This window comes from Pseudomonas sp. 13159349, assembly GCF_013305685.1.
In the GTDB taxonomy this organism is placed as follows: Bacteria; Pseudomonadota; Gammaproteobacteria; order Pseudomonadales; family Pseudomonadaceae; genus Aquipseudomonas; species Aquipseudomonas asiatica.
The window spans coordinates 2,703,634-2,727,340 of the sequence record NZ_CP045553.1; the positions used below are offsets into that span (position 1 = coordinate 2,703,634).

General features: G+C 58.9%; 24 protein-coding genes and 1 pseudogene. 12 read left to right on the forward strand and 13 right to left on the reverse strand.

What is annotated here, in order from left to right:
- Nucleotides 1-12 precede the first annotated feature (12 nt).
- The 3 genes from GEV38_RS12705 (at nt 13) to GEV38_RS12715 (ending at nt 1,189) form a co-directional block, all read left to right on the forward strand.
- Complete coding sequence (locus GEV38_RS12705; RefSeq protein WP_024086902.1) at nt 13-237, forward strand: DUF2188 domain-containing protein; 225 nt, start codon at nt 13-15, stop codon at nt 235-237.
- Nucleotides 234-668, forward strand: a complete 435-nt coding sequence (locus tag GEV38_RS12710; RefSeq protein WP_024086903.1) for a DNA methylase — start codon at nt 234-236, stop codon at nt 666-668. The genes GEV38_RS12705 and GEV38_RS12710 overlap by 4 nt, the downstream gene beginning before the upstream one ends.
- 83 nt (nt 669-751) lie before the next feature.
- A complete protein-coding gene (locus GEV38_RS12715) occupies nt 752-1,189 on the forward strand; it encodes a response regulator (protein WP_014859189.1) in 438 nt (145 codons plus the stop codon).
- On the opposite strand, the gene GEV38_RS12720 is transcribed toward GEV38_RS12715, so the two are convergent.
- The gene (locus tag GEV38_RS12720; protein WP_014859188.1) at nt 1,186-1,602 is read right to left on the reverse strand and encodes a low affinity iron permease family protein; all 417 of its coding nucleotides are present in this window, start codon (nt 1,600-1,602) and stop codon (nt 1,186-1,188) included. The genes GEV38_RS12715 and GEV38_RS12720 overlap by 4 nt on opposite strands.
- A gap of 165 nt (nt 1,603-1,767) precedes the next feature.
- Between GEV38_RS12720 and GEV38_RS12725 the strand changes: the two genes are divergently transcribed.
- Entirely contained in the window at nt 1,768-3,102 is a 1,335-nt protein-coding gene (locus GEV38_RS12725; protein ID WP_024086904.1) for a sodium:proton antiporter, read from the forward strand.
- A gap of 15 nt (nt 3,103-3,117) precedes the next feature.
- Here GEV38_RS12725 and GEV38_RS12730 read toward each other — a convergent pair whose 3' ends face one another.
- Nucleotides 3,118-3,519, reverse strand: coding sequence for a response regulator (locus GEV38_RS12730; RefSeq protein ID WP_044039709.1), 402 nt, complete (start codon nt 3,517-3,519; stop codon nt 3,118-3,120).
- 161 nt (nt 3,520-3,680) lie between these two features.
- Between GEV38_RS12730 and GEV38_RS12735 the strand changes: the two genes are divergently transcribed.
- On the forward strand, nt 3,681-5,228 hold the full coding sequence (locus tag GEV38_RS12735) for a sensor histidine kinase (RefSeq protein WP_014859186.1): 1,548 nt from the start codon (nt 3,681-3,683) through the stop codon (nt 5,226-5,228).
- A 432-nt stretch (nt 5,229-5,660) separates the two neighbouring features.
- On the opposite strand, the gene GEV38_RS12740 is transcribed toward GEV38_RS12735, so the two are convergent.
- Nucleotides 5,661-6,005 (reverse strand): response regulator, encoded by a 345-nt coding sequence (locus GEV38_RS12740; RefSeq protein ID WP_230491501.1) that lies wholly within the window; start codon nt 6,003-6,005, stop codon nt 5,661-5,663.
- Between the two features lie 268 nt (nt 6,006-6,273).
- Here GEV38_RS12740 and GEV38_RS12745 point away from each other — a divergent pair, with 268 nt between their 5' ends.
- The gene (locus GEV38_RS12745) at nt 6,274-6,552 is read left to right on the forward strand and encodes a hypothetical protein (protein ID WP_024086907.1); all 279 of its coding nucleotides are present in this window, start codon (nt 6,274-6,276) and stop codon (nt 6,550-6,552) included.
- A 57-nt stretch (nt 6,553-6,609) separates the two neighbouring features.
- Here the strand turns inward: GEV38_RS12745 and GEV38_RS12750 are convergent, their stop codons facing one another.
- From GEV38_RS12750 to GEV38_RS12760, 3 genes are read right to left on the reverse strand one after another with little or no spacing between them, the layout of a single operon-like run.
- A complete protein-coding gene (locus GEV38_RS12750; protein WP_014859184.1) occupies nt 6,610-7,935 on the reverse strand; it encodes an SDR family oxidoreductase in 1,326 nt (441 codons plus the stop codon).
- Nucleotides 7,936-7,967: 32 nt separating this feature from the next.
- On the reverse strand, nt 7,968-8,201 hold the full coding sequence (locus GEV38_RS12755) for a PLD nuclease N-terminal domain-containing protein (RefSeq protein ID WP_014859183.1): 234 nt from the start codon (nt 8,199-8,201) through the stop codon (nt 7,968-7,970).
- A 13-nt stretch (nt 8,202-8,214) separates the two neighbouring features.
- On the reverse strand, nt 8,215-9,417 hold the full coding sequence (locus GEV38_RS12760) for a zinc-dependent alcohol dehydrogenase (protein ID WP_014859182.1): 1,203 nt from the start codon (nt 9,415-9,417) through the stop codon (nt 8,215-8,217).
- Between the two features lie 248 nt (nt 9,418-9,665).
- Between GEV38_RS12760 and GEV38_RS12765 the strand changes: the two genes are divergently transcribed.
- The 3 genes from GEV38_RS12765 to cydB all read left to right on the forward strand — a co-directional run bounded on the left by GEV38_RS12765 (nt 9,666) and on the right by cydB (nt 12,569).
- Nucleotides 9,666-10,055, forward strand: coding sequence for an NUDIX hydrolase (locus GEV38_RS12765; RefSeq protein ID WP_014859181.1), 390 nt, complete (start codon nt 9,666-9,668; stop codon nt 10,053-10,055).
- A gap of 142 nt (nt 10,056-10,197) precedes the next feature.
- Entirely contained in the window at nt 10,198-11,574 is a 1,377-nt protein-coding gene (locus tag GEV38_RS12770; RefSeq protein WP_014859180.1) for a cytochrome ubiquinol oxidase subunit I, read from the forward strand.
- Nucleotides 11,571-12,569, forward strand: coding sequence for a cytochrome d ubiquinol oxidase subunit II (cydB, locus tag GEV38_RS12775; protein WP_014859179.1), 999 nt, complete (start codon nt 11,571-11,573; stop codon nt 12,567-12,569). The genes GEV38_RS12770 and cydB overlap by 4 nt, the downstream gene beginning before the upstream one ends.
- A 33-nt stretch (nt 12,570-12,602) precedes the next feature.
- Here cydB and GEV38_RS12780 read toward each other — a convergent pair whose 3' ends face one another.
- The 4 genes from GEV38_RS12780 to GEV38_RS12795 all read right to left on the reverse strand — a co-directional run bounded on the left by GEV38_RS12780 (nt 12,603) and on the right by GEV38_RS12795 (nt 18,209).
- Complete coding sequence (locus tag GEV38_RS12780) at nt 12,603-14,801, reverse strand: xanthine dehydrogenase family protein molybdopterin-binding subunit (protein ID WP_024086909.1); 2,199 nt, start codon at nt 14,799-14,801, stop codon at nt 12,603-12,605.
- A complete protein-coding gene (locus GEV38_RS12785) occupies nt 14,798-15,799 on the reverse strand; it encodes a xanthine dehydrogenase family protein subunit M (RefSeq protein ID WP_014859176.1) in 1,002 nt (333 codons plus the stop codon). Before GEV38_RS12785 ends, GEV38_RS12780 begins: the two co-directional genes overlap by 4 nt.
- Nucleotides 15,796-16,323: a (2Fe-2S)-binding protein gene (locus GEV38_RS12790; protein WP_024086910.1), complete on the reverse strand. Its 528-nt coding sequence runs from the start codon at nt 16,321-16,323 to the stop codon at nt 15,796-15,798. The genes GEV38_RS12785 and GEV38_RS12790 overlap by 4 nt, the downstream gene beginning before the upstream one ends.
- A gap of 98 nt (nt 16,324-16,421) precedes the next feature.
- Nucleotides 16,422-18,209 (reverse strand): thiamine pyrophosphate-requiring protein, encoded by a 1,788-nt coding sequence (locus GEV38_RS12795; RefSeq protein ID WP_014859174.1) that lies wholly within the window; start codon nt 18,207-18,209, stop codon nt 16,422-16,424.
- A gap of 147 nt (nt 18,210-18,356) precedes the next feature.
- Between GEV38_RS12795 and GEV38_RS12800 the strand changes: the two genes are divergently transcribed.
- Nucleotides 18,357-18,881 carry a cupin domain-containing protein gene (locus GEV38_RS12800; protein ID WP_014859173.1) on the forward strand — a complete coding sequence of 175 codons (525 nt, stop codon included), beginning with the start codon at nt 18,357-18,359 and terminating at the stop codon, nt 18,879-18,881.
- 41 nt (nt 18,882-18,922) lie between these two features.
- Here the strand turns inward: GEV38_RS12800 and GEV38_RS12805 are convergent, their stop codons facing one another.
- A complete protein-coding gene (locus tag GEV38_RS12805) occupies nt 18,923-19,303 on the reverse strand; it encodes a hypothetical protein (protein WP_024086911.1) in 381 nt (126 codons plus the stop codon).
- 762 nt (nt 19,304-20,065) lie between these two features.
- On the opposite strand from GEV38_RS12805, the gene GEV38_RS12810 reads away from it, so the two are divergent.
- Both GEV38_RS12810 and GEV38_RS12815 read left to right on the forward strand, forming a co-directional pair.
- Nucleotides 20,066-20,419, forward strand: a complete 354-nt coding sequence (locus GEV38_RS12810; RefSeq protein WP_080676042.1) for a hypothetical protein — start codon at nt 20,066-20,068, stop codon at nt 20,417-20,419.
- Between the two features lie 646 nt (nt 20,420-21,065).
- Nucleotides 21,066-21,356, forward strand: a complete 291-nt coding sequence (locus tag GEV38_RS12815) for a hypothetical protein (protein WP_024086912.1) — start codon at nt 21,066-21,068, stop codon at nt 21,354-21,356.
- An 85-nt stretch (nt 21,357-21,441) separates the two neighbouring features.
- Here GEV38_RS12815 and GEV38_RS12820 read toward each other — a convergent pair.
- Nucleotides 21,442-21,567: pseudogene (locus GEV38_RS12820) on the reverse strand (effector protein); the annotation flags it as partial.
- Nucleotides 21,568-22,512: 945 nt separating this feature from the next.
- A complete protein-coding gene (locus tag GEV38_RS12825; RefSeq protein ID WP_003117291.1) occupies nt 22,513-23,493 on the reverse strand; it encodes an IS5-like element ISPa41 family transposase in 981 nt (326 codons plus the stop codon).
- Between the last annotated feature and the right edge of the window lie 214 nt (nt 23,494-23,707).

Here is a 23,707-nt window from a genome sequence, read left to right on the forward strand (position 1 = left end):
GAGGAGCACACGATGGACAACTACCAGCTCAGCCCTACAGCAAATGGATGGGAATTGAAGAAAGCCGGTGCTGAACCCGCCTCCAAGCGAGCAGCGACTAAGCATGAATTGGTCAGCGCCCTCGCAGATTTCTTTGATGGCAAGACGGCATCGGTGAAGATCCATAAGGCGGATGGCACTATCGAAGAGGAGCGCACTTACCCCCGATCTGCTGACCCGCGCCGTAGTGAAGGTTGAAGACCGTAACTGCCTCTGACCTCGGCATCGAAGTGACGGATGTCGGGGGAGTGTTTAGGTGGTTGCTGGCCAGCTTTCTCATGGGCAAGCGCATCCGATCTACAGTCGCCCTGAGGGCGTACCGGATACTTGCCAATGAGCAGGGACTAGATACGCCGTATAAGCTTTCGCAGGCTACACATGCGACCCTTGTCAGGCTGCTCGGGCAGGCTGGGTATGCGCGATACGATGAATCCACTGCCCGACGATTGCATTCCCTTGGTAAGAAGGCCGACGCGGAATTGGATGTTCAACTTGAGGCGCTGCGGGACGATCCAGGTTGTGAGGGCTTCAAGCGCTGGCTGCTAAGCTTCGAGGGTATAGGCCCTAAGACGGTGGAGATTTTCATGCGAGAGGCACTTGTCTATTTGTCTGTGTCTGGCAGCCATTGAGCAAATAATGGCCATTAGCCTCCGTCGACACGCGTCCAGATGAGTGGAACACTCGAAAAATCAATTATGGACTGGAGAGGGTGATGAAGCTCGACATCGAGGGTTTGTCGCTGTCAGGGAAGACAGTAGTTGTCGTGGAAGATGATCCAACGCTTCAAACCCTGCTGGTGGATATCCTGATCGAGTTGGGCGCTGTATGCGATGCGTTCGATAACGCCGAAGACGCCTTGATTCACTTGATGGCGCTCAAGAGCGACTGTTCGTTGATCGTTGTCGATCACGGTGTTCCTGGAAGTATCAAAGGCATGGAGTTCATCTCCATGGCCCACGAAAGGTGGCCTGGGCTGCCCGCCATCCTGACCTCTGGTTACCAGCTTGATCCATCGCAGGTCACCCCACCTGTCACTTACCTGTTCAAACCATGGTCAATTGACGAGCTCGCTGAAGCTATTAACCAAGCGCTCAGCTCTGCAAGTGTTCCGCCAGCTCTGCCCGCATCGTCCGACCGTAACGCTCTTTAGCGCTGCAGGTTGTCTCGAGCTGCATCGTCCGCCCGCTGCTCGCTAGACATTTGATGGGGCGTCTCGCAGTGGCTGCCCATCGCCTGATATTCCTTGCGAAGTTTATGGATTTCTCGATTGTCGAGTGCTTCAAGATCGAGCACCGACTGCTCTGCGGATTTCGTAGCACGGATAAGCTCGTCGAGCTTCACGTGGATGATGTCGTTGTCCCGGTTCTGGGTATTCTGGATCAGGAAGACCATCAGGAATGTGATGATGGTGGTCGACGTATTAACGATGAGTTGCCAGGTGTCGTTGTAGTGAAACCAGGGCCCGGATGCAGCCCATGTGGCAATCAGTACCACGGCGATCAAGAAGGTACTCGGTTTACCGGCGTGGTCAGCGAGCAATTGGCAGAAGTGGGCGAATTTCATGACGATAACTCCAATGCGACCTATCGGTTTTGACAGCAGAGGAGCGCTGAAATCTTTTTTTACATTTCGCCGTGATGATGGACGAACGCAGTAAGTGCAGCGGAACGACGTGTTTAGCCAGAAAGTCAAAAAGTAATCGAAAATTCTCCCAAGGCTTCTGCGCAGATGACCTTCATCGTCTGGTTCGCCATGCTGGGTGCAGTGCTCCTGCTGCTCTCGCTTTCATCCTCGTACCTGCGCTGGATTCCAGTTACAACGTCCGTTGTGTGCCTTGGGTTAGGTATGGCTCTGGGAACATCGGGCCTGGGTTTCCTACAGCTCGACTTGAGCAAGTCGAGTGGCTGGATGGAGCACCTCACCGAAGTCGCGGTGTTGTTTTCGCTGTTCTTCAGTGGCCTGAAGTTGCGCTTGCCCTTGCGCAACCGCAGCTGGTTGAGCGCTTTCTATCTGGCGGGGCCGGTGATGTTGCTCTGCATCGGTGGGGTAACGCTGGTGCTGCATTACGGCCTCAGCCTGGGGTGGGGAGTGTCCGTTCTGATTGGAGCTATCCTGGCACCCACAGACCCGGTGCTGGCAACCCTGGTACAGGTGGTTGATGCCCAGGACGATGATCCTGTACGTTTCAGCCTGTCCGGTGAGGCAGGGCTTAACGATGGAGTGGCTTTTCCCTTCGTCATCCTCGGCCTGTTCCTGCAACAGGATACCGGGCAAGCTTGGTTCTCTAGCTGGCTCCCCAAGGACATGCTGTGGGCAGTCACTGCAGGTCTGCTGCTGGGCTATTGGATGGGGCGTGGCTTGGGCAAACTCACGCTTTTCTTGCGTTTGCGCAACGATGACAGCACCGTGTCGCCCAACGACTATCTCGCCCTTGCCCTAATCGCGCTGGCTTATGTAAGCGCCGAGACTATTCAGGCCTATGGGTTTCTCGCGGTTTTCGCTGCGGGCCTCGGTTTGCGCCAGGCCGAGGTTCAGACCTCAAATAGCCCCGAGGATCCAGCTGCAGAACATCTGGTACAGCCCGTGGTAGGACACCAGCATGTCGCGCCGGAGCAGGCTGTCAGAGGTGATGTGGAAGGGCTCGATGACTCGCAGGTGGCAGCGGGGATCATGTTGGGTGACATGTTGGCATTCGGCAGCTTGATCGAACGGGCAATGGAAGTTTTCCTCGTCACCATGCTAGGGGTAGTGCTGATTGAGCATTGGGACTGGCGGGCATTGCCGGTCGCCGGAGCGCTGTTCCTGCTGATGCGACCCTTGAGTGTCTTCCTGTTTCCGGTTCGGGGAATGCTTAATGTCCGGCAGCGAGGGCTTTTGGGTTGGTTTGGCATCCGAGGTATCGGCAGCTTCTACTACCTGTTCTATGCCCTCAATCATGGGCTGCTTCCCGCCTTGGCCGCGCAGAGCATCAGCCTGGTTCTGTCGGTGGTGGCGTTGAGCATTCTGCTACATGGATTGAGCGTTCAACCGCTGCTAGCCAAATATGAAGCATGGAAGGGGTAGGCAGTGTTCTTTGGATCAAGCTTCTACTTGCGGCGGGAGCGTTACTAATTTGTTGATCAGCGAGGCGAGATCAGAAATCTCCCAAGGTTTGGGGAGAAATGCTGTCCGAGCAGGCAGCAAACCGGTGTCGATTACTGCGTCGCCCGAAGTCAGAATCACTGGCAGAGTAGGCCATCGACGCCAAATCTCGTGTGCAAGGCCTAAACCGTCCATGCTTCCAGGCATATGGATATCGGTCATCACCAAGCTAGGGACTTCCTTATTGCAAAGGTAATGCAACGCCTCGTCAGCATTTGCGCAGCACGTCACAGCAACGGCGTAGAGTGACGAGAGGCTCTCGGCAGTTAGGTCTCTTAGGAGGTCGTCGTCTTCCACAATGAGGATGGTTTTCGGCATGTAGGGTTGCTCGCGGGTCATATGTATTAGGGCTCTGGGCCTCTACGCCGTTGCTCCTGGGCGATGAGTGGTGCGCTAGGCGCCGTCATGGATTAGCGGCTATGGTAGGAAAGCGGTAAGCGAACCGCCTGTACGCCCTGAAAGGATTCTGGGCGTTTCCCGTTAATCCGGAAGGGAAGACTATGCAGCAGCTACCAGTCGATGAAACAATCCGAGCGGCCTTGAAGAAGACTCATGCGCGCTTGCATCGCCAACATGAGCTCGTGGTCGAGTTTGGCGTAATGTCCCTGAAGGCTGCGGACTTGGATCTGTTGCTGACCCGTGCATGTGAAGTAGTCGCTGAAGGGATGAGCACTCGTTTTTCCAAGGTGCTCCAGCCAGCGGAGGACGGGGAAGGGTTTGTTCTGACCCACGGCGTTGGCTGGGATGCTTCTGACATCGGGCGGGCAACCGTGGGCGGCGATGTGGCTAGTCCGGCTGGCTATGCATTGGCCACCTACAGGCCCGTACTCTCGAATCATTTGGGTATGGAAAATCGCTTTCGAACGCCGGAACTGCTGAAAAAATATGGAATCGAGCGGGCCATCAATGTCCCGATCCGGGGTGTGCTCAGCCCGTTTGGTGTACTGGAAGCCGACAGCAGCAACGGGGACGATTTTGTAGAGAGCGATCTGGTATTTCTAGAAGGCATCTCGAACGTCATTTCCATGGCTGTCGAAAGAATATCTGCAGGCGTGGATGTTCCAGTTCCCGACCCTTATTCCGAGACTATCCTGAACGCAAGCCCTGACTGGGTGGATATCCTGGCCCCGAGCGGCGAGATCGAGTTCATGAATGAAGCCGGGCTGACATTCCTAAATACCCAACTGACCAGTGTTAAAGGTCAGCGATGGTATGACTTGTGGCCTGAGGAGTCGCGATCACTTGTTTGGGAGGCGGTAGCTAAAGTTAGCGCTGGCGAAACCATGAGGTTCGAATCGTACTGCCCAATCGCTCCCGACGAACCCAAATGGTGGGACGTGACTGTGGCGCCAATCATAGCCACGGATGGCCAGGTCGAACGGATCATAGCGGTATCACGGGATATCACTGAACGGCACCATTACGAAGCTCAGCTGCTCTCTCTCATTGAGGCACAGAACAGCAGGCAAAATCGAAGCGACCTTTATCTCGAAGAAATCCATCATCGCGTCAAAAATAGCCTCCACCTTGTAAACACCCTGCTGTTACTTCAAGCCAATCTCACGCCAGATGCGGCTGTTAAGTTGCAGCTCGAAACTGCCGCAGGGCGAGTGGTGACCATTGCCAGTGTTCACGAGAGACTATACCAGGCCGCCGAAGACCAAGAGGTACGCGCTCGCGATTATCTGAGTGCCCTGTTGGGTGATCTAGGCAAGGCGTTGGCCGACCGACAAATTCTGTTGGAGGCTGACGACTTCGTCCTACCACCTGAAAGAATGGCGCCTTTGGGATTAGTGATCTCCGAGTTGATCACCAACGCCCTTAAGTACGGCAAAGGCTCTATAGACGTGATCGTCAAGCATGCCGGCGATCATGCTCAGCTCACCGTCAGGGATGAGGGCGACGGCTTTCCTGATCATTACCCTAAGCCGACAGGAACGGGGCTTGGAATGCGATTGGTCAAAAGCTATTCCGGTTACGGCAGCGCGGCAGTAGTGGTTGATCGCCAAGATAGTAAAAGCTGCATCCATGTCCGCTTTAAGCTCTAGACGCGAGAGGGGCGCGTCTACGCGCCGATGGCACTTTGCCAAATGGGTATGGTCTCGTATCAAGTCGAATTGATCTCGAAAATCAAACTTGAGGAGTCGGGGATGCGAACCTTGGGATGGCTTATGACTGCTGTAGGCTACGCTGGGCTTTCAGGAATGTTGGCCATGATCGGCGCTGCGGCTTTAGGGTTTCATAACCTCACCGCCAGATGCTAGGGGTGAGCCTATTGTTAGCGGCAGCATCATTGGCGCTGGTGTTCGTCGGTGGTCGTGTTCGAGCTAGAGGCACAAGCCCTTGTTGCCCATTTCGCTGTCTACTTAAGACCGCTTTGTCATTTTCTCACAAGTGGCCAGAGTGCCACGCACCCTGGCCACACCTTCCAGCACCGTCGGCGTGGTTAAGCTGAGCGTAGAGCAGTTCCTGGAGCTGGGTTATTGGCCACGGCTAGGAAGGAACTCCGCACCTGGCGGCAACACTCTCCCTGCAAATTCGTAGTATCCGCTCATGACAATGATGCGCGTCTGAGGTTTTTGCTGGCTTGCCATCCAGGCAAGATCAACCCCATTGAGTAAACCAGGCGTTTGTACATCCGTTATCAGCAGCGTCCAATCTTGCTTCCTCAACGCCTCATTGCCGCCATCGGCAGTCGCCACTGCTGTCACCATGGCCCCCCATTCTTCCAGGTACAGGGTCAAAAGCTCTCGAATCATGGGTTCGTCCTCAACGATGAGAACAGTTGGGCGAATTATCTTCGCAGCGGAAAGCAGCTCTTTCATACGGGTACTCGGACATGCGGCTGCAGGAAGGGAGGGACATCCAGGTCTGCTTGCTTTCTTCCAGCAAGCCGTAGCAGCGCGCCATCACTACGACATTGCCAGCGTTCAAGAAATTCACTCCAACTTGAGTCAGTGCCATTAATTCGCATCCGTGAGCGGATCCCTAGCGGGGGCGATCCTCGGGACGTATCCATGCCGCTGACACCGCTCTGCTGAACCTCTGGGAGCAAGGGTGACTCAACCCTCCATCAGCGTATGAGGCCTCCTGATGCGAACGCTCGAGAAAAACCTGTCTGCCGCCCAATTGCTGAAGCTTACTTGTTTGGCGGTTTGGTATCGGGTGCTTGAAGACAGGGCATTGCGCATGGACTCGCCTGACGACTATCACGAGGAACTGCTTCGCCAGGCCGATGAGATGGATCGTCGAGGGATTATCTGCTGGCAGGAGTGGCGCGATCTTCGTCTGGAGGCTGACGCTGCTTACCTGAGAGCGGTAGCAGGGGAGGACTATCGCCATGTTAATCCCACAAGCTCGTTAGCCAAGTAGGGATTGAACGTGATCTCGCAATGAAACCACGGTCATTCCTCTGTAAGCAGACCTTCTCTATCTATCCCTGCGTCGTGAATGTGTGAGGCTAAAACCCAAAAGGATTCCCAGCGCCGCTGCGCCGATCAGCAGGGGCGTTTTATCTTTTGGCTTCCTCCAACCTCCGTCGATACCCCTCCTGCCACTCGGAGGCTCAAAGAGGTTGCCTGACGATGTTTCGGCTATGGGGCTGCAATTTATCCCCCAGCGCGACAGCCTTCCTGACAACAGAGGCAGCCCTGGTATCAGGTAGCTGGCCAAATGCGCGAGGCGCGCCGCAGCGCCAACCGTGGTGTGAGCACGAGGCGAGATTGCGCAGGCCACCATAGCCTTCGCCACTATTTCGGGATCGTATACGGGGCCTGGCGGCGTCAGCGCGTGCCCGGTATAGTTGCCGCCGTCTCGGAAGCCTGGTGTGTCCATGACTGCTGGATATATATCGCAAACATGGATGTTGGGAAACTCAGTCAATTCGCCCCGCAATGCCTCGGTCAGTCCACGCAAGCCGAATTTGCTCGCCGAATAAGCGGCGGCGTAGGGCTGGGCCACCCAGCTGCCCAGCGACAGCGTGTTGATCAGAATGCCGCTGCCCTGTGCCTTGAAGAAGGGAAGGGCAACGTAGGCCCCCCGCAGGTAACCGATCAGGTCGGTCTGGATGACCTGTTCGTGTGCCTCCAGTGGAGTGTCTTCGAAGTGGCCGACCGCGCCAACTCCGGCGTTGTTGACCCAAACATCGATTCGGCCATGGCCAAATTCGGCGGCCTGCGCCGCCAGGGCTTGAACCTGGTCGCGGTGGGTGACGTCGGTGGTGATCGCTATGGCATCCGTACCGCAATCGGTGCATTCATCCAGGACGTCGAACAACGCCTCTTCGTCGCGTGCGGCGAGTACCAGGCGAGCACCTTTGCACGCAAAGGCATGCGCGGCGGCTCGGCCTATGCCGCTGGATGCGCCGGTGATGACCACGACCTTGCCGCGCAGAGGCCCTTTCAGCGGAGCGCCACGGTCAGGCGCTTCTCGTTTCGCAGCTGAGGCGCTGGGGTCAAGGGGTGCAATGGGGTCGCAGGCCTCGATCCGCGAGAGCTCAAGGGAGGTGCCATCGACCAGGGTCAACGTCAGCCCTTCGACCGTGCCTGCCGCTCGGTTTGGAAATACGGGCTCACCTTCGGCATCCAGGCTGTCGTAGATGAAGCGCGTACCTTCGAGCCAGCCCACGGCGGTGAGAAGCTCAGGGCCCAGGTAATATTTCCCGTCTTGAAAGAAGCCTGGAAACTGATGAGCGCGCTCCACGTTTTCCACGCGATAGCGTTCGCCTGATTTCATGCCTGTCGCTTGATCGATCATGTTGAAACCTCTGTAAGTGGAGCTGGGAAATGTCAGCCTTTGCTGTGCTCGTCGGAAGTGGGCCCGGTACCTCGCTTGATGCCGCGTGGGCCAGCAACGCCCCAGATACCGAGGCCAACCAGCGGTAGCGCGACGATCAGCAGGGCCCAGGCCGCTTTGACTGCATCTGACTTGTCGCTTCTGAAGACGCTGACGATGGCCCACAGATCGATGAGTAAAAGGATTGCCGCCACGGCAATCCAGAAATAGCTGGCGAGCCCGTTCATGACTTTACTTCCTTTATACGTAGTCAGGGCCCAGGGTGCCGGGTGCAGCGCCTGGCACGAGGATGACCTTGCGGCAGTTATCCTGCTTCTGATCGAACATCTCGTAGCCCATGGCCGCTTCCTCGAGGGCGAGGCGGTGAGTGACGATCAGTTCCGGTTGCAGGCGTCCTGCTTCGATGTGCTCAAGGAGTTCCGGCAGGTATTTCTGCACATGGGTCTGGCCCATCTTGAAGGTAAGGCCCTTGTCGAAGGCATCGCCAAACATGAAGGCATGGATGAAGCCGGCGTACACACCGGGGACACTGACAACGCCTCCGCGACGCACCGCAGCAATACTCTGGCGCAGTGCCTTGCCACTGCTGCCTTCTATCTTCAGCGCCGTCATCACCGTTTCGGCAGTGCTGCCTTTGGCTTCAAAGCCGACTGCATCGATCACTGCATCGACCCCGCGCATGCCTGGTGACTGGCGGATGATGCTATCAGCGGGGTCGTCGTCCTGCTCAAAATTGATGGCTACGGCGCCGTAGGCCTCTTTTGCGTAGGCCAGGCGGTGGTCGTTGTCATCAACCATGAAAATGGTCTGGGCGCCGAGCATTCGCGCACAAGCGGCACTCAGCAAGCCGACCGGCCCGGCGCCGTAGATCGCCACAGATGACCCCTGGCCTATTTCGGCATTGATGACCGCCTGCCAAGCGGTCGGCAGGATGTCCGAGAGAAACAGTACCTTGTCATCGGCCAGCTCGGTGGGCACTTTGAACGGTCCGACGTTGCCCTTGGGTACCCTCACGTAATCCGCCTGGCCGCCAGGGATACCGCCATAGAGATGGCTATATCCAAACAGCGCGGCGCCTGGGGGAATACCCTTCTTGTTGATGATCGCACCCCGACCTGTGTTGGTGGTTTCACAGGCAGCGAACAGGTCGTGCTGGCAGAAGAAACAGCTGCCGCAAGCGATCACGAAGGGAATCACTACGCGGTCGCCGATCTGCAGGTTGGTGACGGCACTGCCAGTATCTTCGACGATGCCCATGAACTCATGGCCGAAGATATCGCCCGCTTCGGTTTGTGGAATTTTGCCTCGGTAAAGGTGCAGGTCAGAGCCGCAGATGGCTGTGGCGGTGACCCTGAGGATAATGTCGTCTTCCTGCTCAATAATGGGATCGGGGACGTTATCGACCCTGACGTCGTGTGCTCCGTGGTAGGTCAGTGCTCGCATAAGGTCAGCTCCTGCAGGCGTTTTTCCGTGATAGGTATGCAGGGGAAGCCAGGACAGATGGCAAAGTTCAGACCAACATGTCAGGCGGTACTGATTTGCTGCAGCCCCAAACCGGAGCCTCGGAGGTGTTTATCGGGATTTAACTTGAACGTTGCCACCGTTATGCCGGTCATCTGACAAATGCACGGACGATTTACGCTCGGCAAGGAACCTGCCGGATCCTGGCCAGCCAACTTCAAGGGCAACACATGAAGGCAATGGACACTGCAACAGCGAAACGCAAAGGCATCAAGCTGCGCGCCACCATCATCTACCGCAAGGCTGGTGAGGTTTTGTTCGTTCGCAAGCGCAACGCCAAGTGGAACCTGCCGGGTGGACGTGTCGAGCGGCACGAAACGCCGCTTGAGGCGGCTATGCGGGAGATGGCCGAGGAAACTGGCCTCGCATTCGACGAGCTTCGTTACCTCACGATGTACCGGGAGGACAAGGTCATCCATTATCTGTTCGAAGCCCGAAAGGCAGACGACAAGCCACACCCTCGAAACGAGATCGAGGCTTGCCGTTGGATCAAGGCGAGGGATGTGTCGAAGCGCCGAGTAAGGCGCCCGATCAAGACCATCCTGAAACGCTGCGCCTGATCAGCCCACGCTATGCTTTTGAAGATGCCGCACATTGATATCCTCCCCGAAGGCTGCCCGGCGGCGTGCTACCTGCAATGCAACCCGTGGAGACCGTCCTTGCACCCTGACGCGCACAGTAAAGTGCAGACGGAAGGTCAGCTTGGTTGACTTCGGCGATGCGACGACGGCGCTTCTGGCTGCGCGGCTTCAGTTCGCCATCACCATCAGCTTTCATATCGTCCTGGCGGCGTTCAGCATTGGGCTGGCCCAGTGGCTGATGGTGCTTGAAGCGCTATGGTTGTACCGTCGTGATCAGCAGCTGATGGCCATCTACGGTTTCTGGCTGAAGGTGTTTGCGCTGACGGTGGCTGTCGGTACCGCATCGGGGCTGGTGATGGAGTATCAGTTCGGGCTCAACTGGTCGGGGTTGTCCTTGGCGGCCGGGGAGGTGATCGGGCCCTTGATGTTCTATGAAGTACTGGTAGCGTTTTTCCTGGAAGCGGGATTCCTTGGGGTCATGCTGTTCGGCCTCAACAAGGTCGGGCCGAGGCTGCACTTCATGGCCACCTGCGCAGTGGCTGTCGGGGCATTGGTCAGCGCTTTCTGGATCCTCAGTGCCAACTCATGGATGCAGACCCCCGCAGGCTACTCGATCGATGCCCACGGGCGCTTCGTCGCCGAAGACTGGTGGGCGATCATTTTCAATCCGTCATTTCCTTACCGTCTGGCGCATATGCTGGTGGCCGCGTTGCTGGGTACCGCCACAATGGTTGCGGGAGCGGGCGGTTGGCAACTGCTGCGCGCGCCTTCAAACCTGCGCGCACGGCAGCAGTATTCGATGGCGCTGTGGGCCATTGCAGTGCTGGCGCCCTTGCAGGTGGCGATTGGCGACCTGCATGGACAGCACACGCTCGAGACGCAACCGATCAAGGTCGCGGCCATCGAGGGCTCTTGGCACCGTCCGGCGAAAGGTGCCGGTGAGCCGATGAGGCTCTTCGCCGTGCCTGACATGGCGTTGCAACAAAACCGCCTTGAAGTGTCGATCCCGCGGGCGGGGTCGCTGTACCTGACTCACGACCTGGTTGGCACCATCGCGGCGCTCGATGAATTTGCACGCGAAGACCTGCCACCGGTCCCGGTAGTGTTCTTTGCCTTTCGCATCATGGTTGGCTTGGGGTTGCTGATGGTCATGCAGGGCATTGCTGGCTTGGTGGTGCGCTGGCGCGGGCGGCTAACGAGTGCACGGTGGCTGCAACGCGTCAGTGTAGGGTTGGCGCCTGCGGGATTTGTCGCCATGCTCAGTGGCTGGGTAGTGACCGAAGTCGGCCGTCAACCGTTTACCGTTTATGGCCTGTTGCGCACGGCCGACAGCGTGTCGCCGGTGGCCACCTCGACCGTTTTGGCTGCCACGGTGGCGATCCTGGCGTTCTACGTGATCACCTTCGGTATCGGGTTGTGGTTGTTGTTGCATGTGCTGCGCCGGGCGCCCGCGCTGGACGAGGCGGGCCCTGAGCCGCGAGTCGGGGAACAATCATGAGCATCCTGGGTGTCGACCTGCTGACCCTGTTGAGCGCCGCAGCGCTGGCGTTCTCGGTCCTTGTCTATGTGTTGCTCGATGGTACCGATCTGGGTGTGGGCATGCTCATGGCTGCTCATCGTCGCGCCGAAGAGCGCGAGGTGCTGGTGCTGACGATTCTGCCGATCTGGGATGCCAATGAGACTTGGCTGGTATTGGGCGGTGGAGGGCTGCTGGCGCTATTCCCGACAGCCTACGCGGTGTTGCTGCCAGCGCTTTATGTGCCGTTGCTGTTGATGTTCATGGGCTTGATCCTGCGTGCGGCAGGCCTTGAGTTTCGTGAGCACTTGACCCACAAACGCTGGTCGGATGCCGCAACGCTGGGTGGCTCGCTGCTTGCCACGCTGTGCCAGGGGCTGGTGTTGGGCACGTTGATTCAGGGTGTCCCACACTATCAGGGCCAATACAGTGGCGACGGCAAAGAATGGCTGGCGCCTTTTCCTTTGTTTTGCGCGTTGGCGCTGGTTGTCGGCTATCTGTGGCTGGGCGCTTGCTGGCTGTACTGGCGAACTGATGGAACACTGCAAGTGCGCGCAAAGCACCAGGCTCGGCTGTTATGCGGGGTTGCCGTACTGATGCTGGTCGCTGTGCTGCTCCTGACCATGGCGCTGGATGCACTCTACTGGCAGCGGCTGAGCCAGGGCTGGGTTGTGCTGACGGCCGGGGCGGCCTTGGCAGTGCTACTCGCGGGATTCTCCCTGGCCTGGGGCAGGACGCGGGATTGGTTGCCGTTGTCGTTTGCCCTGGGCGTCATCTGCTTCGCGTTCACGCTCATGCTGATCGCGCTCTTCCCCTTGGCAGTTCCGCCGGCACTGACCCTTGTCGAGGCCAGCGCCTCAAGAGCCACCCAGCTGTTCATGCTGATCGGCTTTGCAGCCGTGGTGCCGCTGACGCTGGCTTATAACACCTGGGGCTTCCGGGTGTTCGCCGGCAAGGTCCGAGCGCGTCGTCGTTAGCGCAAAGCGGGTGGGGAATTGGTCCCCGCCCGATCAGAGCACTTTGTCGAGCGTGATCGGAAACTCCCTTACACGCTTGCCCGTGGCATGGTAGACCGCGTTGGCCACCGCCGCGGCCACCCCGACGACGCCGATTTCACCCACACCCTTGGACCCCAGTTCGTTGACAATGTCATCGTGCTCGTCAACGAAGATCACCTCGATATCCCCACAATCTGCATTGACCGGGATGTGGTACTCCGCAAGGTTGTGATTGACGATGCGGCCCAGCCGGTGGTCGGTCAACGCCGCTTCGTGCAGGGCCATGCCAACCCCCCAGACCACGCCTCCCAGAATCTGACTGCGTGCGGTTTTCGGGTTGATCACACGTCCTGCCGCCACAGCGCTGAGCACCCGGGTTACATTGATCGTGCCAAGGTCCTCGTCGACGTGGACTTCTACGAATACCGCCGAATGGGTGGCGGTGGAGAACGGTTGGCGCCTGGCGCCGGGCTCGGCGTCGATCTGCACTTCGAACTTACCGTCGGGGGCGCTCGCCACGATGTCCGCCAAGGCCCAGCGATGGCTGCCTGCGTGCAGGTAGCCATCGGTGAAAACGATCTGCTGCCGGGGTGTGTTGGCCAACTGGGGGTACAGGGTGCGCGCATGTTCCAGCACCTGGGTGCGCAGGACATGGCAGGCTTGGCGCACGGCCGAGCCCACCGACGACACCGTGAACGATCCGCCCTGAAGCGGGGCGGTGGGCAGTGAGGAGTCACCCAGCATGAAGGTGACATCCTGCACCTTGACGCCAGCTGCGTCGGCGGCGATCTGAGTCATGACGGTATAGGTGCCGGTCCCGATATCGGTGGTGGCACTGCTGACGGTAAGGTGGCCCCGGCCATCGATGCGCGCTTTGGCGCTGGCCTTCATCTGCATGGCTTCCCAGACGCCGCCAGCCATCCCCCAGCCGATTAACCGGTGGCCACTGCGCATGCTGCGCGGTTGCGGATTACGGCCATGCCAGCCAAAGCGTTCGGCACCTTGCTGATAGCACGCCAGTAACTCCTTGCTGGAGTAGGGCTTGCCCTCGTTGGCGTTGTGGGCGGCGAAGTTGCGCAGGCGCAGGTCTACCGGGTCGACCTGCGCTGCACAGGCGAGCTCATCCATGGCGCATTCCAGTGCAATCATCCCGGACGCGGCCCCAGGCGCCCGCATATCCAGCGGGGTGTACACATCGAGCGAGGCCAGGCGATAACTGAGCGCAACGTTATCGCACTGGTAAAGCATGCCGCTCCATTCCACCAGGTGCTCGGTGAAGTCCTCGAAGCGGGAGGTCTGGCCAAGCGCATCGTGAGCGATCGCTAGCAAGCGCCCATCTGCGTCTGCGCCCAGGCGCAAGCGTTGCTCGGTGCGGGGCCGGTAGCCAAAGGTGAACATCTGCTGGCGGGTCAGGGTGACGCGGACCGAGCGCTTCAGGTGCAACGCCGCCATCACTGCCAGCGGCAACTGGTACTGCGGGCGCAAGGCCGAGCCGAAGGCACCGCCGACGAACGCCGCGTGCACACGAATGTTTGCCTTGGGCAGGCCGAACACCTTGTGCAGGTAGTCCTGGCAGTTCTGCGTGCCTTGGGTCTTGTCGTGGATTTCCAGGGTTCCGTCGGCCTTGTAGTGCACCGTCGACGCATGAGGTTCCATCGGGTTGTGGTGCTCGTTGGCCGTCAGGTAGGTGGCATCCACCTGCAGAGGCGCCCCGGCAAACTGCCCGGCGAAGTCGCCACGCGGCGCCGGTGTTTCGGCGGGGGCGGCATGCGATTTTTGGGATGCGCCCAGGTCTGTCTGGTGAACCTCCTCGGCATAGTCGATTTTGATCAGCGAGCCTGCATAGCGGGCCAGTTCCAGGGTTTCGGCGATCACCAGCGCCAACGGTTGCCCGCTGTAGAGCACTCGATCATTGAACAAGGGCCGAAACGGCGAGCCCTCGGCAGAGTCGGCATCGCTGTAGTCGTCGTCATAACTGGAGATAGGCGGACGATGGCCATGGTCGAGCACGGCGATTACCCCGGGCACGCGCATGGCCTGCGTGCTGTCGATGTCGAGAACCCGACCGCGGGCGATGGTACTGGACACGACGCTGCCGTGCAGCAGGCCCGTCTGGGGGTATTCGCCCGCATAGCGCGCCTGCCCGGTGACTTTCGCCACACCGTCCACGCGGTCCAGGGGTGTGCCGACTACCGGTGTGCTGTTGGTCATGGTCGCGGCCCTCTGTCAGCGGCGCCGCGCGCCGCGTCATCCAATGCACGCACGATTGCGCGCTGGGCGAGCGTTACCTTGAAACCGTTATGGCTCAGAGGTTGTGCACCTTGCAGCAATGTTTGCGCGGCGCGGGTGAAGAGCGCTTCGCAAGGCACCTGGCCGGCCAGCATGCGCTCCACAACCGGGTCCCGCCAGGGTTTGTGGGCAACGCCGCCCAGCGCCAAGCGCGCTTGTTGGATCACCTCGCCATCGAAGTTCAAGGCGGCAGCGACCGACACCAGTGCGAACGCATAGGAGGCGCGGTCGCGTATTTTCAGATATCGGTAATGGTGTTCGAACACCGGGGGCGGCAGCTCGATGCCAGTTACCAGCTCAGCGACTGCCAGTTGATTGTCGCGCTCGGGGGTGTCCCCGGGCAGGCGATGGAAATCCGCAAATGGTATCTGCCGTTTACCCGACGGCCCTTCTAGATGCACCACCGCTTCGAGCGCTGCCAATGCCACGCACATGTCCGAGGGATGGGTCGCGACACAGGCATCGCTGCCACCGAGAATGGCATGGATGCGGTTCATGCCTGTACGCGCAGGGCATCCGCTGCCCGGTTCACGCTTGTTGCACGGGGTGCCTGTGTCGTAGAAGTAGTAGCAGCGGGTACGTTGCAGCAAGTTGCCACCGGTACTGGCCATATTCCTCAACTGCGGCGATGCCCCCGCCAGGATCGCGTCTGACAGCAGTGGATAATGCTGCTCGATCATCGGGTGCCAGGCCAGGTCGGCATTGCTCACCCGTGCACCGATCAGTACGCCGCCGTTCCGGGTGGAGTGAATACCGTTCAGCCCCAGGCCGGAGATGTCGATCAGGCGCTGGGGGCGCACCACATTTTCCTTCATCAGGTCGACCAGGTTGGTGCCCCCGGCGATGAAGTGCGAGCAGGCGTCAGCTAGGTTCACCGCTTCGCTGACTGAGGCGGGCTTGTGGTAGCTGAAGGGCGTCATGGATTCTTCCCTCGTTGTGGCTGGGCCCCGTCCGTCATCAACGGTAAGGCTTCTTCCACCGCTGCGACGATGTTGCCGTAGGCACCGCAGCGGCAAAGATTACCGCTCATCTGCTCGCGAATAGCCTCCCGGGTGTCTGCACGTCCCTCGTGAGCAAGCCCGACCGCAGAGCAGATCTGCCCCGGGGTGCAGTAGCCGCACTGGAACGCATCGTGGGTTATGAAGGCGCGCTGCATGGGATGCAAAACGTCGCCGCTGGCCAGCCCTTCGATGGTCACCAAGTCGGCCCCGTCGCACATGATGGCCAAGGTCAGGCAGGCATTGACGCGCTTACCATCGCGCAGCACCGTGCAGGCGCCACACTGGCCATGGTCGCAACCGTTCTTGGTACCGACCAGGTCCAATTGCTCACGCAGCAGGTCGAGCAAAGTCACCCAAGGATGCACCTGCAGTGTGCGGGGCTGACCATTGAGGGTCAGACAGATGGGGTGCTCTGCAGCCCCGTTGGAAGCGATCGCGCTCATGGTAGGTCCTCACGGTCAGGGTTCGCGCAGTCTGCTGCGTCTCTGTTGTGCGACCGGGCCGGCTGATCAAACGTTCAGCCGGCTCGCCGAGGTGCCGATCACTTCTTGCCAGGCAGCACCGAGCTGAGCACCTGCTTGGCTGTCTGCACGATGATGCCCGCTTGGTCGGGGTCGCCCTTTAGCAAGGTACTGGCAAACTTCTTCGCCTGCTCCAGCTTGATGTGGGGTGGCAGAGGCGGCACGTTCGGGTCGGTCTTGAACTCGATCAGTACTGGCCGATCAGCAGCCAGCGCGCGCTCCCACGCAGCGGCAACGTCCTCTTCGCGATCTACGTAGATACCTTGCAGGCCAATGGAAATGGCGAACAGGTGGTAGGGCACGTCAGGGATCGACTGCGAAGCTTCGAACTTGGGGTCACCCTCCATCACCCGTTGCTCCCACGTTACCTGGTTAAGGTCCTCATTGTTGAACACGGCACAGATCCATTGTGGGTTGTCCCACTGCTGCCAGTATTTGGCCACGGTGATCAGTTCGGCGAGGTTGTTCATCTGCATCGCCCCATCGCCCACCAAGGCAACCACAGCCCGTTGCGGATGGGCGAATTTGGCTGCAATCGCATAGGGCACAGCTGCGCCCATGCAAGCCAGGCCACCGGACAGCGAACACTGCATACCCTGGCGAATTTGCAGGTCGCGGGCAAACCAGTTGGCACAGGAGCCAGAGTCGCTGGTGATGATGGCGTGGTCGGGCAGGCGAGGGGACAGCTCATGGACCACGCGTTGCGGGTTGATCGGGTCGGCCTTGACCAGCGCGCGCTTGGCCACGGTCTTGTCCCACTGCGCACGCCAGGTCTCTACCTTGTCGCGCCAGCGCCGGTCGGTCTTGTGCTCAAGCAACGGCAACAGTGCGCGCAATGTTTCGCTGGCATCGCCGACCAGGTTGACCTCCATCGGGTAGCGCAGGCTGAGCATGTCGGGTTGCAGGTCGATCTGCACGCCCCGTGCCTGGCCTTCCTTGGGCAGAAACTCGGAATAGGGGAAGCCGGAGCCGATCATCAGCAAGGTGTCGCATTCGGTCATCAGCTGATAACTGGGTTCGGTGCCGAGCAGGCCGATCGACCCGGTGACCCACGGCAGATCATCCGGTAGCACAGCCTTGCCCAGCAACGCTTTGGCCACGCCAGCGCCGAGTTGTTCGGCGACCGCCATTACCTGCTCAGTCGCCTGCAGGGCGCCGGCACCCACCAGTATCGCCACTTTGCGCCCGGCGTTGAGTACAGCGGCGGCGCGCTGCAGGTCTTCGTCGAACGGCAACACCCTCGGCTTGCTGTAGCCGATGCCTGAATGCACCGTACCGTGAGCCCTCGGGGGGGCGTTGTAGGGCAGGTCCTGCAAGTCGTTGGGCAGAATAACAGCGGTGACCCGGCGTTCGCCCACGGCCGTACGCACCGCACGATCGAGCAGGTGGCGCACCTGCTCCGGCGTAGAGGCCTGCTGGACGAACGCGCCGGCGACATCCTTGAACATCGACAGCAGGTCCAACTCCTGCTGGTAGTGGCCGCCCAGTGCTGCACGGGCCTGTTGACCGACGATGGCCAGCACTGGCTGATGGTCCATGCGTGCATCGTACAGCCCGGTCAGCAAGTGCGAAGCGCCCGGGCCGGAGGTCGCGATGCAAACACCGAGCTCGCCGGTGAACTTGGCATGGGCGCTGGCCATGAAGGCGGCCATTTCCTCATGGCGGGCCTGGATGAATTCAATCTTGCCGTTGGCCCGGCTCAGCGCGCCGAACACGCCATTGATGCCGTCGCCGGGGTAACCGAAAATGCGCCGTACGCCCCATTGATACAAACGCTCCACCAGAAAGTCGCCTACCGTGCCGGTCATTGCCTGCTCCCGTTCTGTTATCGATAGGGTTCTGGACTTGGCACGTGTCAGGAAAGTTTCAACAGTCTGTGCACCCGTCTGCCGGCTGGAACCTGACAACAGCCGACGGGTTCGAAGTTGAACCGATAACCCCTCAGGGAGCGCATCATGACGCGCATGAATACACAAGATGCCAGCGTGCGGGCCTTGTATTTCGAAGACGATGGCGCGACGCCGAACAGCCGTTTTCCCGTACTGCTCTACCGGTTGAAGCTTGATCTGTCGGGGGACAATGCCAGCGCATTCGAAGCGATGTTTGCGGCTCACCAATGGACCCCGCTCTGGCGCTCAGGGATCTTCGACTATCACCACTTTCACCCTAACGCTCACGAGGCGCTCGGCATTGCCTGTGGGCGGGCGCGATTGACGCTTGGCGGTGAATACGGGCAGAGCGTGAGCGTGGAGCGGGGTGATGTGCTGGTGCTGCCAGCGGGCACGGGCCATCGCTGCATCGAGTGCAGCGATAACTTCCTGGTGGTCGGCGCCTATCCTCATGGGCAGGAAGACTACGACATTCAGCGGCCCGACAGAGCAGCGCACCCGCGCAATCTCGCGCGCATCGCCCAGGTGCCATGCCCTGAACAAGACCCGGTCTGCGGTATTCGGGGCATGTTGATGACGCAATGGCGTTGAGTGTGAGTTAGTGAGCCTTACGCTGCGCCGACCTTCTCCGATCACCCCTGTTTTTGCAGGGCTTCGACCAACTGAGCTTTGTTCATGCTCGAGCGCCCCTTGATGTCTTTGCTGCGCGCCTCCTTCATAAGGCTTTCCTTGCTTTGCGATTCCAGCGACGTGTGCGAAGTGCGTGAATGCCCCTTGCGAGACTCAGCGGCGCGTTTGGCTGAATCAGTGCGTGCGGTCTTCTTCTCGCGCGATGGCGTTCTGCTGCCCGATCCCCCCGGCTTTTCACCGCCACCGGATTGTTTGTTCACGGTGGCCCAGGCGCGCGCTTCGGCTTCGTCCTTGCCCACGCCCTTGTCCTCGTACGATTGCTCGATGTGCTCGGCCTTGCGTTTCTGCTTGTCCGTATATGTGTCCTTGTCACCGCGTGGCATGGCATTCACTCCTGAGTGTGTTTCTTGAACAATGGCGAAACTGAAGCGCTGGGCCATGGACGGGAGATCCTCCGCCATTTGGCCATTCCACCTAGCTGCCCGATCCTGAACCTGATCCACTACCGGTTGAGCCACCACTACCATTCGCCGGACCTGCACCGCTACCATCCCCCCCATTATCGCCGGAGCCCGAGTCAGTATCGGTGCCATCACCTCCCGTGTTGTCCGTTCCATTGTCATGGGTACCGCCATTACCCGTACCCATTCCATCGGCTGGTGTTCCAGAGCCTGTCGCATCGCCTTGGCCGTTCATGGACCCATTGCTGTGAGGTTGCGTGCCCGGGGCGCGCTGATCGTTCAGGTCTGTGGCGGCCAGGGCAAGTGGCGCCGCGCAACCCAAGCACATTGCGAGCAGCAACGCGCACGGTTTCTCTGCTTTCATGGTGAAACTCCCTCTCTGGTTGTTCACCCTGTGTTCGGCCTGCTGTTTACCGAAGGGTGCCCGCAGAGCGACGGAAGGTTTTGATGCAAAAAGGCCGGCTGTCACGGTCTGGCCGATCGCGATCGAGGGCATTGGGAGGATCAAGAGCGCTTACCTGTCGAAGTGGATGAACCGACGCCCTTTTCTGAGGAAAGGCGTTCAACCGAAGGTCCGGCTTCGACAGGCTGCTACGCCACTCGTCTAGCTGCAGGCACTCTCAAGCATCGCCCGCTTCTCAAGTTTAGGTGCAGATACCATCTGCCTCTGAACGGAGAAAGGACATGGTCATTGATGACAATGCTCCCGGTGAGGTATCGCAGCAGGTCATCTGCGATAAACACGGTGATGAAACATCGCAGCGTCACGGGACCAAAGAGGTTGAGGTCCCATTGCCGCCTGAGGATGAGTCACCCGTAGAAGAAGAGATGGATGATGTGGATGCAAAGAACTCAGTATCCAGTGAACACCCAAACCCTAGCGGTGCGAGTAGTCGGCGGGATGTGCGCCGGGATAGTCAACTAAAGGAAGGGGCTCCCATACCTGATGATCCGGGTACCAACCCGGGTCTTGGCAATGACAAGGAAAGCCAGCGTTCCCCTGGAGTTCCGGCGAGCGACCCTGAATCAGGGGCGTAGCATGCCTGGAAATTCCGGGAAGCCAACCTCCCCGCTGATTGCGGGCGTGGGACCCTCGCTACGCTGATTCCAGCCACGCAAGGTATTTTTTGTCGGTCAGGTCGAGGACGAGATGCCAAATCAAAACAAGGATCAAGCCGAGCAGTTGGTGGCTGAGGTGCTCGCTGCGGCCTGCCTGGCCATCGAAAATGATGCAGGCTCAGCGAATGATCGCAATGTTATACGACATTTACTGCGTTGTGCCTTTGAAGCACTTCGCTCTCGGCACATCTCAGTGCACAGTCAAGTGGGAGTGCTGGAGTTCCAGCTTCCGAGCGACAGGGTAGCTATCGCAGATCCGGGCGCCGATTGGAGAGTTGTGATGAGGAAGCGCGGACGGCAAGTCGTGCTGGATCGGGCTCGCCTTCAATCTCATTGTGCATTCATGACCATGGGCCGCTGGTGCAGATCAGCGCTGAGAAGCAATCTTCAAAGGGCCTTTAGAATCCTGGGACATCCTGAATTCCGTTGACGCATTTGGAAGACCTCCCACGTCACATCCCGTCACAGTAAGTGTCCATAATCCGCTCGGCGGGGCTGTCTCTTCTGCTTCGCTGCGCTAAGGTGCAGAGACCCATATATAAGACTAAAGTCGTAGGAGGGCGGCATGCGGATACGCGGTGATATTTTCTGGAAATGGGCAGACCCGGCGCTACATCACAGGACGCACGATGAGACCCTGGATGACGGCACCATGATGGATATCCAAGTGCGCCTTTCTCGCACAGGTGACACGCAGATGTTCATAGGCGTGTATGCCGGCACCGGTATGGCACTGCACGAAGAAGCCTTCGACACGCGCCCCGGAGAATCGATGACGCGTGCCTTGGCCTGGGGCGTTTGCCGTGCGAGGTGCCTCGCAACCGAGCGTCACCAGCCTAAACAACGGATTGCTTAAAACATCGCTGGAAACCGTGGGTTGCAGTTTCCGTTCAGCGATCCACGGCTTTATGCGTCCAGGCGGCATAACCCGCTTTGAGAGAGTCGATATTTCGGCAGAGGTCATCGGTACGAATGCTGTATTGGCTACGCCCGAAGGGTGCTTGCAGGTCGGTGCCGATTCGCTCCATGGCCAGCAGCATGCAACCTACCACCGTAAACATGCGAGGCATCAGTAGTGCCTGGATTAGAAGGGTGGTGTTGCAGCCCGGCCGAAGCCGGGCTTTTCAGCTCAACGGCGGTCATCAGAAAGTGGCGTCTGTTCATCCGCTTCCGGAGGCAACCGTTCTTGGTCCTCCCAATCCTCTGGACGATCCAGGCTTGGCTTCCTTAGCGGATCGTACTTCTTAGGGTCATCGGGGTTCAGGGTAGGATTATTCACATCAGGACCAGGCATCGATGGATCTGAGCCTTGCGGTTGATCTTGAAAACTCGAGTCAATAGACATAGGGACCTCTCCGATAGAGTCCAGTTTTTCCGGGCCGTACTCTTTGGAAACTACCTAATTCATCGCGGTGCGCTCGAGCAGATGAATGGGCAACAAAATGCCTTACTCAAGGGGCGGGCCCAACACACTCGGGGAAGAACGATCGGGTGATTGCAACAGCTATCAGTGTTGAACGTCAGCTCTGAGATTGGCTGCTTTTCCACGAAAGATATCTTAGGGTCAATAGCGGACCCTGATGGGCGACCTGCTATCTCCTAAGTGCTAGCACGGGACCATCGAAAGGTACTTCAAATTGCAGTGGGGAGCAGTGCTGCGGCGGGAAGCTAGGTGGAGCACGAAGTTGCCAACGATGTCAGCCTGAGTTCGCGACTGTCTTCCCGCAGTCACAAGCTATCGGGATCCCCGAAAGCGCTGGGCATCTTCGGTTGGGGGCATCCTTTTCAAACCACCAAAAGCATGCCCTCAAATATGCCCCAAATGTAACAATTAGCTGGAAGTAAATGGCAATTTGAGGCTGGAAAAACGCAAAAATGATCCGCTAGGGATGCTCCGATCAACTTGTCGTGCAGCCGCGGCAAGTTGCAATTTTCCAGGCACCTACAGCGTCATTGGACGAAAAGTGACCGAAAAATCATGTACGGAGAGCTTTTTCGACCGGTTCTCCGTGTTAAACGCGAACCTCACCCATACCCATGAGCTGTTTTCGAACCCTCCACAGGTTTGCCAGGGCGAACAGCGTGGTCAACTGAGCCGTGTTTTTCATCAGCCCACGAAAACGTATTTTCACGTAACCAAACTGCCGCTTGATCACGCGAAACGGATGCTCGACCTTGGCCCGTGTCTGAGCCTTGCAGAACTCGATCTTGCGCTTGGCTTTGTACAGTACGCTGCGCTGGTTCAGCTTGGAATAGGTGCTGCGACGCGCTGCAATCTGCCAGATCACCCCCCGATTTTCATGCTCTTCGCGCCTTTCGACACCGGTGTAACCGGCATCTGCATACACGGCGTTTTCTTCGCCATGCAGCAGTTCAGCCACCTGCGTGACATCGGCCACATTGGCAGCGGTGCCATGGACGTGATGCACCAGGCCGGACTCGACATCGGCACCGATGTGCGCCTTCATCCCGAAGAAATACTGACCGCCTTTCTTGGTCTGGTGCATCTCGGGATCACGCTTGCCTTCTTTATTTTTGGTCGAGCTGGGGGCATGAATAATGGTGGCATCGACGATGGTGCCTTGGCGCAGCGACAGGCCTTTTTCCTGCAGATAACCATTGATGACCGCAAGGATTGCCGGTGCGAGCTGATGCTTCTCCAGCAAGTGCCGGAAGTTCATGATCGTGGTGTCTTCGGGGATTGGCGCGCTCAGCGTCAGGCGTGCGAACTGGCGCATGGGCGTGATTTCGTAGAGCGCTTCCTCCATGGCCGGGTCGCTCAGGGAGAACCAGTTCTGCAACAGATGGATGCGCAGCATGGTTTCCAGAGGATAGGGTTTTCTACCGCCGCCGGCCTTGGGGTAGAACGGTTCGATCAGCTCCAGCAGGCCTGCCCAGGGCACCACCTGATCCATTTCGGCGAGGAAGCGCTCTCGGCGGGTTTGCTTGCGCTTGCCGGCGTACTCAAAGTCGGAAAAGCTCATCTGGCTCATGGGCGGCTCGGATCAGGTGTTGCGGGGATTCTCGCATAACTGAAGGCTTGTTCGGAGATTCCCTAACAAGCATGCGCGAAGCCACTAAAGACTCTCAGAGTCGCCAAAGAACATTTGGATAGGGCTCTAGCGCGGGTTTTGCGGGTGGAAAAAGAAGAAATGTACCCCCAAAAATACCCTCGATACCCCAGCTGGATACGCGATCGAGAATGGC

Bases quoted from the DNA above. Each gene is read 5' to 3' on its own strand.
- GEV38_RS12705 (WP_024086902.1), top strand. From the start codon at position 13: ATGGACAACTACCAGCTCAGCCCTACAGCAAATGGATGGGAATTGAAG.
- GEV38_RS12715 (WP_014859189.1), top strand. From the start codon at position 752: ATGAAGCTCGACATCGAGGGTTTGTCGCTGTCAGGGAAGACAGTAGTT.
- GEV38_RS12720 (WP_014859188.1), bottom strand. From the start codon at position 1,602: ATGAAATTCGCCCACTTCTGCCAATTGCTCGCTGACCACGCCGGTAAA.
- GEV38_RS12725 (WP_024086904.1), top strand. From the start codon at position 1,768: ATGACCTTCATCGTCTGGTTCGCCATGCTGGGTGCAGTGCTCCTGCTG.
- GEV38_RS12730 (WP_044039709.1), bottom strand. From the start codon at position 3,519: ATGACCCGCGAGCAACCCTACATGCCGAAAACCATCCTCATTGTGGAA.
- GEV38_RS12735 (WP_014859186.1), top strand. From the start codon at position 3,681: ATGCAGCAGCTACCAGTCGATGAAACAATCCGAGCGGCCTTGAAGAAG.
- GEV38_RS12740 (WP_230491501.1), bottom strand. From the start codon at position 6,005: ATGAAAGAGCTGCTTTCCGCTGCGAAGATAATTCGCCCAACTGTTCTC.
- GEV38_RS12745 (WP_024086907.1), top strand. From the start codon at position 6,274: ATGCGAACGCTCGAGAAAAACCTGTCTGCCGCCCAATTGCTGAAGCTT.
- GEV38_RS12750 (WP_014859184.1), bottom strand. From the start codon at position 7,935: ATGATCGATCAAGCGACAGGCATGAAATCAGGCGAACGCTATCGCGTG.
- GEV38_RS12755 (WP_014859183.1), bottom strand. From the start codon at position 8,201: ATGAACGGGCTCGCCAGCTATTTCTGGATTGCCGTGGCGGCAATCCTT.
- GEV38_RS12760 (WP_014859182.1), bottom strand. From the start codon at position 9,417: ATGCGAGCACTGACCTACCACGGAGCACACGACGTCAGGGTCGATAAC.
- GEV38_RS12765 (WP_014859181.1), top strand. From the start codon at position 9,666: ATGAAGGCAATGGACACTGCAACAGCGAAACGCAAAGGCATCAAGCTG.
- cydB (WP_014859179.1), top strand. From the start codon at position 11,571: ATGAGCATCCTGGGTGTCGACCTGCTGACCCTGTTGAGCGCCGCAGCG.
- GEV38_RS12780 (WP_024086909.1), bottom strand. From the start codon at position 14,801: ATGACCAACAGCACACCGGTAGTCGGCACACCCCTGGACCGCGTGGAC.
- GEV38_RS12785 (WP_014859176.1), bottom strand. From the start codon at position 15,799: ATGACGCCCTTCAGCTACCACAAGCCCGCCTCAGTCAGCGAAGCGGTG.
- GEV38_RS12790 (WP_024086910.1), bottom strand. From the start codon at position 16,323: ATGAGCGCGATCGCTTCCAACGGGGCTGCAGAGCACCCCATCTGTCTG.
- GEV38_RS12795 (WP_014859174.1), bottom strand. From the start codon at position 18,209: ATGACCGGCACGGTAGGCGACTTTCTGGTGGAGCGTTTGTATCAATGG.
- GEV38_RS12800 (WP_014859173.1), top strand. From the start codon at position 18,357: ATGACGCGCATGAATACACAAGATGCCAGCGTGCGGGCCTTGTATTTC.
- GEV38_RS12805 (WP_024086911.1), bottom strand. From the start codon at position 19,303: ATGCCACGCGGTGACAAGGACACATATACGGACAAGCAGAAACGCAAG.
- GEV38_RS12810 (WP_080676042.1), top strand. From the start codon at position 20,066: ATGGTCATTGATGACAATGCTCCCGGTGAGGTATCGCAGCAGGTCATC.
- GEV38_RS12815 (WP_024086912.1), top strand. From the start codon at position 21,066: ATGCGGATACGCGGTGATATTTTCTGGAAATGGGCAGACCCGGCGCTA.
- GEV38_RS12825 (WP_003117291.1), bottom strand. From the start codon at position 23,493: ATGAGCCAGATGAGCTTTTCCGACTTTGAGTACGCCGGCAAGCGCAAG.